Genomic DNA, 14,444 nt, shown 5'->3' on the forward strand with positions numbered 1-14,444 from the left:
TCCCGGCGTGTTATATCGTTATATTTTGTTTATTTCCCACCACTGTCACGATAGTGGTGGGATTGTGTTTACCAACTGGCAATAAATTGCCGGAAGCGAGCTGACTGGCTGGCAGTGAAAACTTGCTCCGGTGTTCCCTGTTCTTCAATTTCCCCCTGATGGAGGAAGACGATGCGGTTGGAGACTTCGCGGGCAAAATCCATTTCGTGGGTCACGACCAGCATGGTCATCCCTTCGTCCGCCAGCGTGCGCATGACGCGCAGCACTTCGCCGACCAGCTCTGGGTCGAGCGCGGAGGTCGGTTCATCAAACAGCATCACTTTCGGTTCCATAGCCAGCGCACGGGCAATCGCGGCGCGCTGCTGCTGTCCACCGGACAAATGCGCGGGATAGTAGTGACGCTTATCCGCCAGACCGACTTTCTCTAACAGCTGCTCGGCGTGTTCTATGCACTCCGCCTGTGGACGCTTTAAGACGTGCACGGGCGCTTCGATGATGTTTTCCAGCACGGTCTTGTGTGACCAGAGGTTAAAATTCTGGAACACCATGCCCAACTGCGTACGAATTCTGTCGATCTGTTTGAGGTTCGACGGGCGGTTCTGTCCTTTGCGGTTCGGCTTCATTTCAATCGCTTCTCCGCCGACGATAATCTCGCCCTGATCGGGAAGCTCAAGCAGGTTGCTACAGCGCAGCAGCGTCGATTTACCGGAACCGGACGATCCCAGAATGGAGATGACTTCCCCCTGATTGGCCTCAATCGAAATCCCTTTCAGGACGTCCAGAGAGCCGAAGCTTTTATGAATGTTGCGCAGGCTAATGGCGGGTGTCGTCATTGCAGATCTCCCAATTTCTTAATTTTTTTCGCTGCCGGTTGCGCACCCGGCGCACGGAGATGAGGGGTAAGCGTAAATTCTGTCCACATCAGTAAACGTGTCAGAATAAGGTTAATAAACAGATAAATAGCACCGGCGACTAGGAACACTTCGAGCGCCCGGTAGGTTTCCGCGATGAGGCGTGCGGCGATCCCAGTGATTTCCATCAGCGTGATGATGGACGCCAGCGAGGTCGATTTGACCATCGAGATCAGTTCGTTGCCGTAAGCGGGGAGTGCCTGACGGATTGCCAGTGGAAAAACGATACGTTTGAAAATCATGAACGACGGCATGCCGCAGGCGCGTGCCGATTCAATCTGACCAACCGGAACGGACTGCAATCCGCCACGGATAATTTCACTGGCATAGGCACCGGTACACAGGCTGAGCGACAGCAGGGCGCACCAGTGTGGTTCCCGCAGGAATGGCCAAAGTATACTTTCCCGAACCCAGGTGAATTGCCCCAGCCCGTAGTAAATCAGGAACAGCTGAACCAGCAGCGGCGTACCGCGGAAAAACAGTACGTAGGTCCGAGCAATGGCGCGCAGTACGGCAAAGGATGACAGCTGCATCAATGCCAAGCCCAGTGCCAGAAAGAAGCCCAGAAAGACCGAGCTGACCGCCAGTTGCAGGGTTAACGGGATACCGGGAATAATCTCCAGAAACGTTTCGTACAGAAAAGGAAAATCCATCAGCGTTTCACACCCCGGGAATAATGAGACTCAGCACGGCGCATAATCCAGCCGGAACAGATTGAGATAACCAGATACAGCAGCGCGGCCGCCATGAAGAAATCAAACGGTTTGCCGGTAGAGCCTGCACCGGTTTGCGCCTGCGTCAAGAGTTCAGCAACGCCAGTAACGGAAACCAGCGCGGAGGTTTTCAACACCAACTGCCACACGTTGCCGAGTGGGGGGATCGCGTGGCGTAGCAGGAGCGGTATGATGATGCGGCGCAGGCGCAGTAGCGTTGGCATACCGCAGGCTTTGGCGGCCTCAATTTCCCCTTTGGAGACGGCGTAGAAGGCACCGCGGTAGACTTCCGTCTGCTGCGCGCCGGAGGAAATGCCGACGGCGATTACCCCGGCGAGGAAACCGGGAAAGCCAAAGAACTCATTGCTGCCAAACAGTTTGGCGAGCAGAGTTAACGCAGAGCTGCCGCCGAAATACAGCAGGTAGATGATGAGTAGATCGGGGACGCCACGGATAAGCGTCGTGTAGCCATCAGCCAGATAGCGCACGGGGCGATTGCCGCAAATTTTGGACCAGGCACCGATCGTGCCGATCACTGCCCCCAGCAAGAAGCCGCCGATCGCCAGTGCGAGCGTCATTCCTGCCCCGATGAGTAATAATTTCCCCCAGCCCTGTTCACCAAAACTGATGAGCTGCCAGAAAGTAACGTCTTCCACAAGTGACTCCAAACTGCTTGCTTATTGTTCTGCTGAACAGAACTGTTTTTGTGATGAGAGGACGACATACTCCGTTCAGGAACGAGAGTAGAAATACGTCATGACGCGATGTATCACCTTTCGATATGGACTCATTCGATGAGGCACTAATTTCGATAACCCGCGTTTCGATAAACCATGTTTCGATAAACCACGATGGCTTGACGATGAAATCGGTTCGATAGGAACGATTCAGAGGTCGTGCCGCGAATCTATTAGAAAGCTAAGCAATAGTCGGGCCACGTTTTACGTAAACGATTATTGATTATTTATTCATATAGTCTGCTTATTAATGGGTTTTGTTTTAGTCAAAATAAGGCAGATGTGGCCTGCGGTAAAGCATTAAAGTGACATTTTGTAAGGGAGTATGTTCAAAATAGTGCATTATTATGCTATTTGGCGGGGCATTGCATTATGATGGTGCAATAACCGCTATCCGGCAGAACGGATAGCGGGTCAGTAGAGCGGTAGGGAGAGGATTATGCTGTCTGGTCAGAGAACCAGCTCAATTTTTCCCGCAGCCCGACAACGTTGCCGATGATGATCAAACTCGGGCTGCTGGCCTGCTGTGCTAATTCGCCCAACTGGGAGAGCTGTCCACTCAGCACGCGCTGTTTGGTTGAGGTGCCGTTTTCGATAATCGCGACAGGCACGGTTTCCGGTAACCGCTGCTCGATGAGCTTACTTTGAATGTGCTCAGCCTGCTGAAGACCCATGTAAAACACCAGCGTTTGTTTTTCCGCTGCGAGGCTGGACCAGTCCAGATCGGTGTCGTGTTTGACGTGTCCGGTGATCAGCCTGACACCCTGGGAGTGATCGCGATGGGTGAGCGGGATACCGCTGTAGGCTGAACAGCCCGACGCGGCAGTAATACCGGGGACGACGGAGAACGGTATGCCCGCCTGTTGCAGGTATTCCAGCTCTTCGGCACCACGGCCGAAGATAAAGGGGTCGCCGCCTTTCAGCCTGACAACCCGATGACCGGCGCGTGCCTTTTCTTCCAGCAACTGATTGATTTGATCCTGAGGAACGCTGTGATAGCCAGACTCTTTACCGACGAAGATTCGCTCGGCGTCGCGGCGTGACAGGTTGAGGATCTCTTTCGATACCAGCCGATCGTAAACGACGATGTCGGCCTGCTGGAGATGCTGTAGGCCTTTTAACGTCAGTAATCCTGCGTCGCCCGGCCCAGCGCCGACCAGTGTCACTTCACCCCGGTCATCAAGCGGCGCGGAGAAAAGCAGTTCAGTCAGTTGGTTAACGCTCTGGCTATTGTCGTTTGCCAGCGCCTGCGCCAGCCGATCGTGTATGAAGAGCTTTTCCCAAAAGCGACGGCGCGCGCTCATATTGCGGAATCGGCTTTTGACCCGACTGCGCAATTCACCTGCATATGTCGCCAGTTTACCGAGATTTTGCGGCAGAATACTTTCCAGTTTTTCCCGCAGCAGCCGAGCTAATACCGGTGCAGCGCCGCCAGAAGACACCGCGACCATCAGCGGTGAACGGTCGATGATCGACGGCATAATGAAGCTGGCGCGTTCTGGTGAATCCACCACGTTACAGAAAATTCGGCGCTCGCTGGCGCTGGCATAGACATGGTTATTAACGTCCTGATCGTCGGTAGCGGCAATCACCAGCCACACGGCGTCCAGTAACGTGGGATCGAAAGTGCCGTGTACCAGCGTTAATTGAGCATCCTGCTCCCACGCCCGAAATTGATCGTTAAAATCGAGCGCATTGACGGTAATCACTGCGCCAGCATCCAGCAATAGCCGGGCTTTACGCTCGGCTATTTCACCCCCTCCTACCAATAGACAAGGTTTATCGTGCAACTGACAGAATATTGGTAGGTAATCCATGTAACGCCTCTTAAAAGCTCAGGTTATTAGGGTAATGGTTGGCTATTATCAACCGCGATGTCACGGTCTGCGATGGATATTTGCACATTACCGTTTGTTACCTGAGTATCATAAGCTGCAACAGAATAGGCTCCATCCTCCAGACAGAAGCCATCATAAAGGCGGAAATGCTGTTTTTTCAATGGGCTTGCGACCCAAAGATCGTCTTGATGCTCGCCCACTATCCCGCGACTTAATACGCTAGCCTGCGCGAATGGGTCGATATTACTGATGGCGTAAACCTGCTCATCGTTACGTGGGCGGAACACGGCAACCTGTTGCTGCTCGACGAGGGCGCAAACGCCAGTGCCGGGCAGGATGTCGTCTAACTTACATACGGTCGTCCACTGGCTCATGCGTTTTCCTCCTCTAACTCAATCTGTTTCACCGGAATGCGCTCGGCAGGGCGCGCCGGACGGTGTTGTTGACGTTCACCCACCATTTGCACATTCGGGTCACGCTCTGGGCTGTTAATGAAGTGGGCAAAGCGTTTCTGTGCGTCTGGATCTTCCAGCGTCGCCTGCCATTCGCAGAGGTAACCTTCCCGCAGACGTGCGATATCGGCTTCAAGCTGATCGTTAATACTCAGTTTGTCTTTCACAATCACATTGCGCAGATAGTCGATGCCGCCTTCGAGATTATCCAGCCAGACGGACGTACGCTGGAGCTTATCGGCCGTGCGGATGTAGAACATCATGAAGCGGTCCAGATAGCGGATGACCGTTTCGCGGTCTAAGTCGGCTGCCAGCAGGTCGGCGTGGCGCGGCTTCATCCCGCCGTTGCCGCATACATAGAGGTTCCAGCCTTTTTCGGTGGCGATAATCCCCACGTCTTTACCCTGTGCTTCTGCACATTCCCGCGTACAGCCGGAGACGCCAAATTTCATTTTGTGCGGGGTGCGGATGCCTTTGTATCGGTTTTCCAGCTCGACGCCAAAGCCCACGCTGTCGCCGACGCCAAAGCGGCACCAGGTGCTGCCGACGCAGGTTTTTGCCATACGTAATGCTTTGGCGTAAGCGTGGCCGGTTTCAAATCCAGCTTCGATGAGCTGAGCCCACACGTCAGGCAGGTCGCCTTTCTGTACGCCGAATAGCGCCATGCGCTGAGAGCCGGTCATTTTGGTGTACAGGTTATATTGCTTCGCGATGCGACCAATGGCGATCAGGCCATCCGGCGTGATTTCCCCGCCTGCGGAGCGTGGGATCACGGAGTAAGTGCCGTCTTTCTGGATATTGCCGAGGAAGTTATCGTTGGAATCCTGCAATGGCGTGTGCTGCGGTTTGAGCACGTACTCGTTCCAGCAGGACGCCAGCAGGGACGCCACGGTCGGTTTACAGACCTCACAGCCGTAGCCTGAACCGTGTTTCTCCAGCAGTTGATCGAACGTTTTAATTTTTTCGATTTGGATCAGGTGGTACAGCTCCTGACGCGAATAGGCGAAGTGCTCACACAGGTGATTATTGACTTCGATCCCCTGTTTGCTGAGTTCTGAATTTAACACCTGCGTAAGCAGCGGGATGCAGCCGCCGCAGCCCGTACCGGCTTTGGTGGTTTCCTTAAGCGCCGCGACAGTGTGACAGCCGCCGTTAATCGCTTTGATGATGTCGCCTTTGGACACGTCGAAGCAGGAGCAGATTTGTGCACTTTCCGGCAGAGCATCGACACCCAGCGTCGGTTTCGCACTGCCAGCGGACGCAGGAAGAATCAGCGCTTCAGGGGAATCCGGCAGCGGGATTTTGTTCAGCATGAATTGCAGCAGGTTGCCGTAATCCCGCGTGTCGCCGACCAGTACGGCACCGAGCAGCGTTTTATTGTCGGCGCTGACGATCAAGCGTTTGTAGGTTTCTTTATTTTCATCCAGCCACATGTAGCTGCGAGAGCCCAGCGTATGGCCGTGTGCGTCGCCAATCCCGCCGACATCGACGCCCATCAGCTTGAGCTTGGCGCTCATGTCGGCACCCTGGAATCGGTTTTCATGCCCTAACAGGTGGTCGACGGCAACCTGCGCCATCTTGTAGCCGGGGGCGACCAGACCAAATGGTCGGCCATGCCAGGCGGCACATTCGCCGATAGCATAGACGTCCGGGTCGGAGGTCTGGCACCAGTCGTTAATCGCGATACCGCCGCGTGGGCCGATTTCCAGCGCACACTGACGCGCCAGTTTGTCCTGTGCGCGGATACCGGTAGAGAACACGATAAAGTCGACTTCCAGCGTGCTGCCGTCGGCAAACACCATCGTCTTGCGGTTTTCCAGACCGGAATGCTGAATGGCCTGCGTATTCTTGCTGGTGTGCACACGCACACCCATGTTTTCAATCTTGCGTTGTAGCAGGGCGCCGCCCTGTGCATCCAGCTGTTCGGCCATGAGCACGGGCGCGAACTCAATAACGTGCGTTTCCACGCCAAGGTGTTTCAGTGCGCCAGCGGCTTCCAGACCTAATAGACCCCCGCCGATCACCGCGCCGCGTTTGCTACGGCGTGCGCAGTTTTCGATGGCGTTTAGATCTTCAATGGTGCGGTAGACGAAACAGTCTTGCCCGTTTGATCCTTTGATTGACGGGATCCACGGATAAGAGCCGGTTGCCATGATTAACTTGTCGTAATACACGGTACGGCCGGAATTGGAGTGAATGGCTTTTTCACTGCGGTTGATGGTGATGGCGCGTTCACCGAGCAGGACTTTAACGCCATTTTTTTCGTAGTAGCCTTCGCGTACTAAAGAGAGCTCTTCTACCGTGTGGTGCGCGAAGTAAGAAGAGAGGTGGACACGATCGTAGGCGACGCGGGGTTCTTCACAAAAAACGGTAATATCGTAGGTGGATGTCGGGGCCTTATCCAGCAACTCTTCGATAAAACGGTGGCCAACCATCCCGTTACCGATAACAGCGAGTCTGACTTTGTTCATTTTTGCCTCAAAATTGCTTCTTCTGAGGTTACCTTATCGCTCCACACTGGGCGCTTATTGATGTACATCAAATAGTCTTTTATATACTACTTTATGAGTATGTTGATGATTTTACTTATTTTTTCTTAAGCCTTGGTTTTTGTTGGGGTTTTAGCGATTAGCAAAAATGAGACCTATAGCACGCTTTTGGTCAGAAGCCGACTGATTAGCGGCCAATCCGCTATCAGAGTAATCGTCCCCCTCGTCAATCATTCACGTTCCTGAGCGCTTAAAAATAAAACTAAGGGATTATCCATTTGTTTAATAAGGATATGAAATGTTCTGGTGATAATGCTCACAAGGTTGTGTGCAATTGCACAGTTATCGGCGACATAATTTCGTCATATGGAAGAAATTGCCTAATGACTAACGGCGTCGCAACCTTAATAATTGAAAATAAAACAGCATTTTTTTTTAATTAGCACGCTATTTCTTTTTCTGTGATGTTGATCGACTTATGAGGCCGTACCAGAAAAATAGCGATGTTTTTTATCGACAGGACCAACACAGTTAGTGAAGTTATTCTTTAATTATTTATGTGGCTTACATTCGTCATCGTGTACATGAGTTGTGTTAAACATCAAGGCAGGTAACAACGTGAAAATAGAATCAATTGATGTCACCGTCTTCACTTATCCCACACGCCGTGTTTCCGACAGTGCGGGTCATTCACACCCGGGACCTGAAAATCAGGCTAAGATGGCGCTGTTAACCATCACGGCAGATGATGGGCAAAAAGGTTACGCTTTCGCTCCGCCGGAAGTGATTCGTCCTCATATCGTTAATGCTTTCTTCCGCAAAGTGCTGATCGGGCAAAACCCGTTCGACCGTGAGCGCCTGTGGCAGGATCTGGTGCACTGGCAACGCGGTAGCGCCAACCAACTGACCGACCGCGCGCTGTCGATTGTGGAGTCTGCATTGTGGGATCTGCAAGGTCGCGTGCTGAATATGCCGGTGCATAAACTGCTCGGCGGCTATCGTGAAAAAGTCCCTGCTTACGGCAGCACCATGTGTGGTGATGAGCTGGAAGGCGGTTTATCTACGCCGGATGAGTTTGGCCAGTTTGCAGAAAAACTGGTGCAGCGCGGCTATAAAGCCATCAAGTTGCATACCTGGATGCCGCCAGTGTCATTCGCGCCTAGCCCGAAGATTGACGTACAAGCCTGTGCGGCAGTCCGTGAAGCGGTCGGCTCAGATATCTGCCTGATGCTGGATGGTTACCACTGGTACAGCCGTAGCGATGCGCTGTACATCGGCCGTGAACTGCAAAAGCTCGATTTCACCTGGTTTGAAGAGCCGATGGAAGAACAGAGCATGGCATCCTACAGCTGGCTGACCAAGAGCCTGGATATCGATGTGATCGGGCCGGAAAGTCTGTCAGGCAAATACTTCAGCCGTGCTGACTGGGTTAAAGAAGGTGCATGCGACATTTTACGTGCGGGCGTGCAAGGCGTGGGCGGTCTCTGGCCGTGTATGAAAGTTGCGAGTCTGGCGGAATCCTTCGGTATGGATTGCGAAATTCACGGTAACGGTGCACCAAACCTCAACGTCGTTGGCGCGATCAAAAACTGCCGCTGGTATGAGCGCGGACTGCTGCATCCTTTCCTCGATTACGACGAACCTGCTGCTTATCTGAATTCGATTGTCGATCCAATGGACGACGAGGGCTTTGTGCATCTGCCGCAACGTCCAGGGCTGGGAGAAGATATTAATTTTGACTGGATTGAGGAGCATACCCTAAGTAAAGAATAACGTTTTGTTCTAATGGCTTTTTGTTCGACCTGAAAGATAGCCTTACCTAAAAAATAAAAAGTTGTCGTCTTCCATGCTCCCACACCTTGGAGAATAATGATGAAAGCACGAGCAATACTCCGTACCCTGCTGTTAGGTTCACTCTGCATGGCCGCCACGCCGGCCATTCTATCGGCAAAAACCCCTGACGATCAGCTGATCGTGGGGATGAACATGAACAACATGCTCTCACTCGATCCGGCCGCCATGACCGGTAACGAAGTGGTGGGCATTATCGTCAACCTCTATGACTCGCTGGTGGTGCTGGATCCCGCCAACCTGAGTAACATCCAGCCTTCTCTGGCGAAAAGCTGGAGCGTCAGTGATGATGGGAACGTCATTACCTTCAATCTGGTGGATAACGCCAAATTCCATTCCGGTAACCCCGTAACAGCGCAAGACTTCGCCTGGTCGATGAAGCGTCTGCTTAACCTCAACATGGCACAGGCCACGACGTGGAAATCCTACGGCTTCACCGCGGAAAACGTGGAGAAAATGATCCGCGCCAAAGATGCTCACACCGTTGAAATCGAACTGCCAAAACCGAACGATCCGAAACTGGTGCTCTACTCGCTGGCAACGCTGGGTAGTGGTTCCGTGCTGGATAGCAAAACGGTGATGCAGCATGAGAAAAACGGCGACTGGGGTAACGGCTGGCTGACCACGAACGAAGCCGGTTCCGGCCCGTTCAAGCTGGATGTGTGGCAGGCGAAAGATGTGCTGCGCATCAGCAAGGTTGAGAACAACTGGCAGGGTGACGCGAAAATGCGTCGCGTGATTTTCCGTCACATGACTGAATCACAGGCGCTGCGCCTGATGATTGAAAAAGGCGATATTGACGTTGCCTCTGGGATGTCGGTGCCGGATATCAATGCATTAAAACAAGATAAAGACGTTGTGGTTGATGAGGTGAAAAAAGGCACGTTGTACTACGTTGCAATGAGCCTGAAAAACGAATACTTCGCTAAACCGAAAGTGCGCGAAGCGGTTCGTTACCTGATTGATTACGATGGCGTCAATAAGACGGTAATGCCTGGCTATGGTTTCTATCATCAGCGCCCTATCCAGAAAGGGATGGATGCGACGTTGCCGGATCCTGGCTATAAGCTGGACGTGCCACGCGCCAAGGCACTGCTGGCTGAAGCGGGCTACCCGAATGGATTTGAAACCACGCTGCGTGTCTTGTCCGATCAGCCGTTCCTGAATTTGGCGACGTCGGTACAGTCCACGCTGGCACAGGCGGGCATCAAAGCCAAAATCATCTCCGGCACCGGTAATCAGGTTTACGGCGCAATGCGCGATCGTAACTTCGATATGCTGGTTGGCCGCGGCGGTGGCGGCGTCGATCCGCACCCTCACTCCAGCCTGCGTTCTGTTGTCTATAACCCGGATAACAGCGACGAAGCCAAACTCACCAACTTCCAGGGCTGGCGCACGTCTTTCTACGACAAGCCTCTGAACGACATGATCGATCAGGCGCTGTTGGAGAAAGACCCTCAGAAACAGAAGCAGATGTATATCAACGTACAGAATCGCTACGAAGAACTGTTCCCGGCCATCATTCCGGTGTCGCAGATGATCGATTCTGTGGTGTTGCGTAAGGACGTGAAAGGCTATGTGCCGCATCCGTCTTCTACGACGCATCTGCGTGAGGTGTATAAGCAGCGCTAGTGTCCACACGTTAAACAGGATGATTAGCCGATACGTTCCCGGTTAATCATCCCGATCAGATACGTTAAAAAGAGATGACCGCGTGAGTGGTGGTTTGCTGTCGCCGCTCACCGGGATATCAGGAGAAAGAACATGGTTTTCTCTGATTGGATCAAGCCGGGTGGAGTACTGCGTCGTTTGGCAAAACGTCTGTTTCAGGTCGTCGTCACGCTGTTCGGATTATTAATCCTGACCTTCGTGATCGGCCGCGTGATGCCAATCGATCCAGTCTTGGCTATTGTCGGACAGGATGCCGACCAAAGTACCTATCAACAGGTTTACCAACAGCTGGGGTTGGATAAGCCACTGTATGTACAGTTCTTTATTTACTTCAATTCTCTGATGCATGGGGATTTGGGCAATGCCCTCCTGACCGGGCGACCGGTAATGGATGACATTATCCGCGTTTTCCCTGCCACCATCGAACTTGCCACCATGGCGATTATTGTCGGTGCGGGTCTGGGCATACCACTCGGCGTGCTGGCTGCGGCGCGACGCGGCAAGTGGGCGGATTATGTGGTGCGTTTTATCAGTCTGGCCGGTTATTCCACGCCAATATTCTGGGTCGGGATGATGGGGCTTCTGGTGTTCTATGCCTGGCTGAACTGGGTTGGCGGTGCCGGACGGGTTGATATGGCCTACGACGGCCTGGTGGAGAACCGTACCGGTCTGCTGCTGGTGGATTCGCTACTGGCGGGCGAGTGGGATGTGTTCCGCAGCGCGCTGAACCATCTGGTGTTGCCTGCCACGATTCTCGGTTTCCACTCGCTGGCCTATATCAGCCGTATGACGCGTAGCTTCATGCTGGCGCAGCTTTCGCAGGAATACATCATTACCGCGCGAGTGAAAGGGCTGTCTGAGTTCCGCGTTGTCTGGGCGCACGCGTTTCGCAATATTCTGGTTCAGCTTCTGACGGTGGTGGCGCTGGCGTATGGCTCGCTGCTGGAAGGGGCGGTACTGATCGAAACGGTCTTCTCATGGCCTGGCTTTGGCTCCTATCTGACAGGCAGCCTGCTGCTGGGGGATATGAACGCGGTTATGGGATGTGTGCTGCTAGTCGGGTTGATCTTCGTGACGCTTAACCTGCTGTCGGACATGTTGTATCAAATCTTTGATCCGAGGACGAACGCATGAATATTTCCTCTGAGCCGCCGGTCAGCCGTGAATCGGTAATGCGGACACCGCCGGAAAAACGTGTGAGCCGCCTGCGGCTACGCGGTGCGCGAATCGGCGGGTTTCTCTTGACGATGATGCGCAATCCGCTGACTGCGATTGGTTCTGCGATTGTGCTGGTTTTGATTCTGGTCGCTATTTTCGCCCCGTGGATCGCCACGCACGATCCGCTGGTACAGGATTTGGCTAATGCGCTACAGGCCCCGAGTGCGGCGCATTACTTTGGCACCGATGAGTTTGGGCGCGATGTGTTTAGTCGTCTGGTTTATGGTTCACGCATCACGCTGTATATCGTTGCGCTGGTGTCGGTAACCGTGGGGCCTATCGGGCTGGCGCTGGGCGTGGTGGCAGGGTATTACGGTGGTATCGTCGATACCATCCTGATGCGTATCACCGATATCTTCATTTCGTTCCCGAGCCTGGTGTTGGCGCTGGCGTTCGTTGCGGCGCTTGGCCCGGGTCTGGAGCATGTGGTGATTGCGATTACGCTGACAGCCTGGCCGCCGATTGCCCGTCTGGCAAGGGCGGAGACGCTGTCGCTGCGTCACGCGGACTTTGTGTCTGCTGTGAAGCTGCAAGGCGCATCCTCTATCCGCATCCTGCTGCACCACATTGTTCCGCTGTGTCTGCCGTCGGTGATTATTCGTATCACGATGAATATGGCGGGCATCATTCTGACAGCGGCGGGTCTGGGCTTTCTGGGGTTGGGGGCACAGCCGCCCGATCCTGAATGGGGCGCGATGATCTCTGCGGGTCGTCGTTACATGATGGAGTGCTGGTGGTTAGTAACTATTCCGGGGCTGGCGATTTTGATTAACAGCCTGGCGTTCAACTTCCTTGGAGACGGCCTACGTGACATCCTCGATCCCAGAACTGAATAAGTCTTCTCAACCTGCGCCGGGAAGCTCGCCCCTGATGGAAGTGGAAAATCTGCGGGTAAGCTTCGTGAACCGTGGTGCTGTGACGGATGCCGTGCGCGGCGTCTCCTTCACGCTGGGCTGTGAAAAGCTGGCCATTGTCGGCGAATCCGGCTCCGGTAAATCGACGGTCGGCCGTGCGCTGCTGCAACTGCATCCGCACAGCGCGCGGATTACGGCAGACAAACTGCGCTTCGGCGATACCGACCTGCTGAAAGCAGATGAGGCGCGGATGCGTCAGATCCGCGGCAAGCGCATTTCCATGATTATGCAGGACCCAAAATATTCGCTGAACCCAGTGGTGTGCGTTGGCGATCAGATTGCCGAAGCCTATCTGGCGCACCACCGGGTGTCGCACCGCGAGGCAAAGGCGAAGGTCATGGCGATGCTGGACGTGGTGCGTATTCGTCAGCCAGAGCGCGTATACAATCTGTACCCTCATGAGATCTCGGGCGGGCAGGGGCAGCGCATCATGATTGCGATGATGCTGATTACTGAACCCGAAATCGTGATTGCCGATGAACCGACCTCCGCGCTGGATGTGTCCGTACGTCTGCAGGTGCTGGCGATGCTGGACGATCTGGTCAGCGAGCGCGGTCTGGGGCTGATTTTCATCAGCCACGATATCAATCTGGTACGCAGCTTCTGCGATCGGGTGTTGGTGATGTATGCCGGACGCGTCGTGGAATCCATTGCCGCCGCCGATCTGGACAACGCGCAGCATCCTTATACGCGTGGGTTGCTGAATTCGCTGCCGGATATCGACCATCGACGCCCGCGGTTGCCGGTGATGAATCGCGATCCAGCCTGGATCAATGGATAAAGGGGATAATCATGGCAACTGAAGCAATGAGTCAGCGCAAGCCGATGATCGAAGTGAATAACCTGAATCTCTCTTTTGGGCAGGGCAGCACGGCGAATCAGGTATTGTACGATGTGAACCTTACCGTCAACGATGGCGATATCTTTGGTCTGGTAGGGGAATCGGGTTCCGGTAAAACCACCGTGCTGAAGTGTCTGGCCGGGCTGTTTAATCACTGGGAAGGCACGCTGCATATTGACGGGAAGAAACTGGCACACCGAATCGATCAGGCGCGCTGTCGCCGGGTGCAGATGGTGTTTCAGGATCCGTACGGATCGCTGCATCCCCGTCATACCGTGGAGTCGATTCTGGAAGAGCCGCTGTCGATCCACCGCTTTGACGATCGTGATGATCGTATCGATACCTTGCTGGAGAAAGTAGGACTGGGAACGCACTTCCGCCGCCGTTATCCGCACCAGCTTTCGGGTGGGCAGCGTCAGCGTGTGGCGATTGCCCGAGCGCTGATTCTGGAGCCGAGAGTGCTGCTGCTGGATGAGCCGACGTCGGCGCTGGATGTGTCGGTGCAGGCGGAAATTCTCAACCTGCTAACGGAGTTGCAGCAGCAGGAAAAGCTAACCTACCTGATGGTGACGCATGACTTGGGCGTGATTTCCCATCTGTGCCATAAAGTGGCGGTGATGCAATACGGTAAAATACTGGAAACGTTGGAAACCGATGACCTGACCAGCGATATGCCGAAGGACGCTTATACCTCCATGCTGGTGGACGCTAGTCGTCAGTACAGCCGCGATCTGGCGGTGCGTTCGGAGCGCATGGGCTAGGTACGTATGGACTAAGTACGTATGGACTAGGCGCGTTGCGCGATAATT

At 54.0% G+C, this 14,444-nt stretch carries 12 protein-coding genes; 6 read left to right on the top strand and 6 right to left on the bottom strand.

The window, feature by feature from the left end; translation table 11 throughout:
• Window positions 1–68: 68 nt before the first annotated feature.
• The 6 genes from LOZ86_RS02955 to nirB all read right to left on the bottom strand — a co-directional run bounded on the left by LOZ86_RS02955 (window position 69) and on the right by nirB (window position 7,122).
• Window positions 69–833, bottom strand: a complete 765-nt coding sequence (locus LOZ86_RS02955) for an ABC transporter ATP-binding protein (RefSeq protein WP_039484615.1) — start codon at window positions 831–833, stop codon at window positions 69–71.
• On the bottom strand, window positions 830–1,564 hold the full coding sequence (locus LOZ86_RS02960; protein WP_039484613.1) for an ABC transporter permease: 735 nt from the start codon (window positions 1,562–1,564) through the stop codon (window positions 830–832). The genes LOZ86_RS02955 and LOZ86_RS02960 overlap by 4 nt, the downstream gene beginning before the upstream one ends.
• Entirely contained in the window at window positions 1,564–2,280 is a 717-nt protein-coding gene (locus LOZ86_RS02965; RefSeq protein ID WP_039484611.1) for an ABC transporter permease, read from the bottom strand. Before LOZ86_RS02965 ends, LOZ86_RS02960 begins: the two co-directional genes overlap by 1 nt.
• 518 nt (window positions 2,281–2,798) lie before the next feature.
• Window positions 2,799–4,178 (bottom strand): siroheme synthase CysG, encoded by a 1,380-nt coding sequence (gene cysG / locus LOZ86_RS02970; RefSeq protein ID WP_039484608.1) that lies wholly within the window; start codon window positions 4,176–4,178, stop codon window positions 2,799–2,801.
• Window positions 4,179–4,204: 26 nt separating this feature from the next.
• Window positions 4,205–4,573: a nitrite reductase small subunit NirD gene (nirD, locus tag LOZ86_RS02975; RefSeq protein WP_039484605.1), complete on the bottom strand. Its 369-nt coding sequence runs from the start codon at window positions 4,571–4,573 to the stop codon at window positions 4,205–4,207.
• Window positions 4,570–7,122: a nitrite reductase large subunit NirB gene (nirB, locus tag LOZ86_RS02980; RefSeq protein WP_039484604.1), complete on the bottom strand. Its 2,553-nt coding sequence runs from the start codon at window positions 7,120–7,122 to the stop codon at window positions 4,570–4,572. The genes nirD and nirB overlap by 4 nt, the downstream gene beginning before the upstream one ends.
• Window positions 7,123–7,758: 636 nt before the next feature.
• On the opposite strand from nirB, the gene LOZ86_RS02985 reads away from it, so the two are divergent.
• The 6 genes from LOZ86_RS02985 (at window position 7,759) to LOZ86_RS03010 (ending at window position 14,396) form a co-directional block, all read left to right on the top strand.
• A complete protein-coding gene (locus tag LOZ86_RS02985) occupies window positions 7,759–8,913 on the top strand; it encodes a mandelate racemase family protein (protein ID WP_039484602.1) in 1,155 nt (384 codons plus the stop codon).
• A 99-nt stretch (window positions 8,914–9,012) separates the two neighbouring features.
• The gene (locus LOZ86_RS02990) at window positions 9,013–10,623 is read left to right on the top strand and encodes an ABC transporter substrate-binding protein (RefSeq protein ID WP_039484600.1); all 1,611 of its coding nucleotides are present in this window, start codon (window positions 9,013–9,015) and stop codon (window positions 10,621–10,623) included.
• Between the two features lie 132 nt (window positions 10,624–10,755).
• On the top strand, window positions 10,756–11,796 hold the full coding sequence (locus LOZ86_RS02995) for an ABC transporter permease (RefSeq protein WP_039484597.1): 1,041 nt from the start codon (window positions 10,756–10,758) through the stop codon (window positions 11,794–11,796).
• A gap of 38 nt (window positions 11,797–11,834) precedes the next feature.
• Window positions 11,835–12,716 carry an ABC transporter permease gene (locus LOZ86_RS03000; protein WP_095701977.1) on the top strand — a complete coding sequence of 294 codons (882 nt, stop codon included), beginning with the start codon at window positions 11,835–11,837 and terminating at the stop codon, window positions 12,714–12,716.
• Window positions 12,688–13,575 carry an ABC transporter ATP-binding protein gene (locus LOZ86_RS03005; RefSeq protein ID WP_080728066.1) on the top strand — a complete coding sequence of 296 codons (888 nt, stop codon included), beginning with the start codon at window positions 12,688–12,690 and terminating at the stop codon, window positions 13,573–13,575. The genes LOZ86_RS03000 and LOZ86_RS03005 overlap by 29 nt, the downstream gene beginning before the upstream one ends.
• A 44-nt stretch (window positions 13,576–13,619) precedes the next feature.
• On the top strand, window positions 13,620–14,396 hold the full coding sequence (locus LOZ86_RS03010; RefSeq protein ID WP_170310727.1) for an ABC transporter ATP-binding protein: 777 nt from the start codon (window positions 13,620–13,622) through the stop codon (window positions 14,394–14,396).
• Window positions 14,397–14,444: the final 48 nt, after the last annotated feature.

The organism is Pectobacterium parvum (assembly GCF_020971565.1).
In the GTDB taxonomy this organism is placed as follows: domain Bacteria; phylum Pseudomonadota; class Gammaproteobacteria; order Enterobacterales; family Enterobacteriaceae; genus Pectobacterium; species Pectobacterium polare.

Coding starts and splice junctions, on each gene's coding strand:
- LOZ86_RS02990 (WP_039484600.1), top strand. CDS start 9,013: ATGAAAGCACGAGCAATACTCCGTACCCTGCTGTTAGGTTCACTCTGC.
- LOZ86_RS02960 (WP_039484613.1), bottom strand. CDS start 1,564: ATGGATTTTCCTTTTCTGTACGAAACGTTTCTGGAGATTATTCCCGGT.
- nirD (WP_039484605.1), bottom strand. CDS start 4,573: ATGAGCCAGTGGACGACCGTATGTAAGTTAGACGACATCCTGCCCGGC.
- LOZ86_RS02955 (WP_039484615.1), bottom strand. CDS start 833: ATGACGACACCCGCCATTAGCCTGCGCAACATTCATAAAAGCTTCGGC.
- LOZ86_RS02995 (WP_039484597.1), top strand. CDS start 10,756: ATGGTTTTCTCTGATTGGATCAAGCCGGGTGGAGTACTGCGTCGTTTG.
- LOZ86_RS03010 (WP_170310727.1), top strand. CDS start 13,620: ATGATCGAAGTGAATAACCTGAATCTCTCTTTTGGGCAGGGCAGCACG.
- LOZ86_RS03000 (WP_095701977.1), top strand. CDS start 11,835: ATGCGGACACCGCCGGAAAAACGTGTGAGCCGCCTGCGGCTACGCGGT.
- nirB (WP_039484604.1), bottom strand. CDS start 7,122: ATGAACAAAGTCAGACTCGCTGTTATCGGTAACGGGATGGTTGGCCAC.
- cysG (WP_039484608.1), bottom strand. CDS start 4,178: ATGGATTACCTACCAATATTCTGTCAGTTGCACGATAAACCTTGTCTA.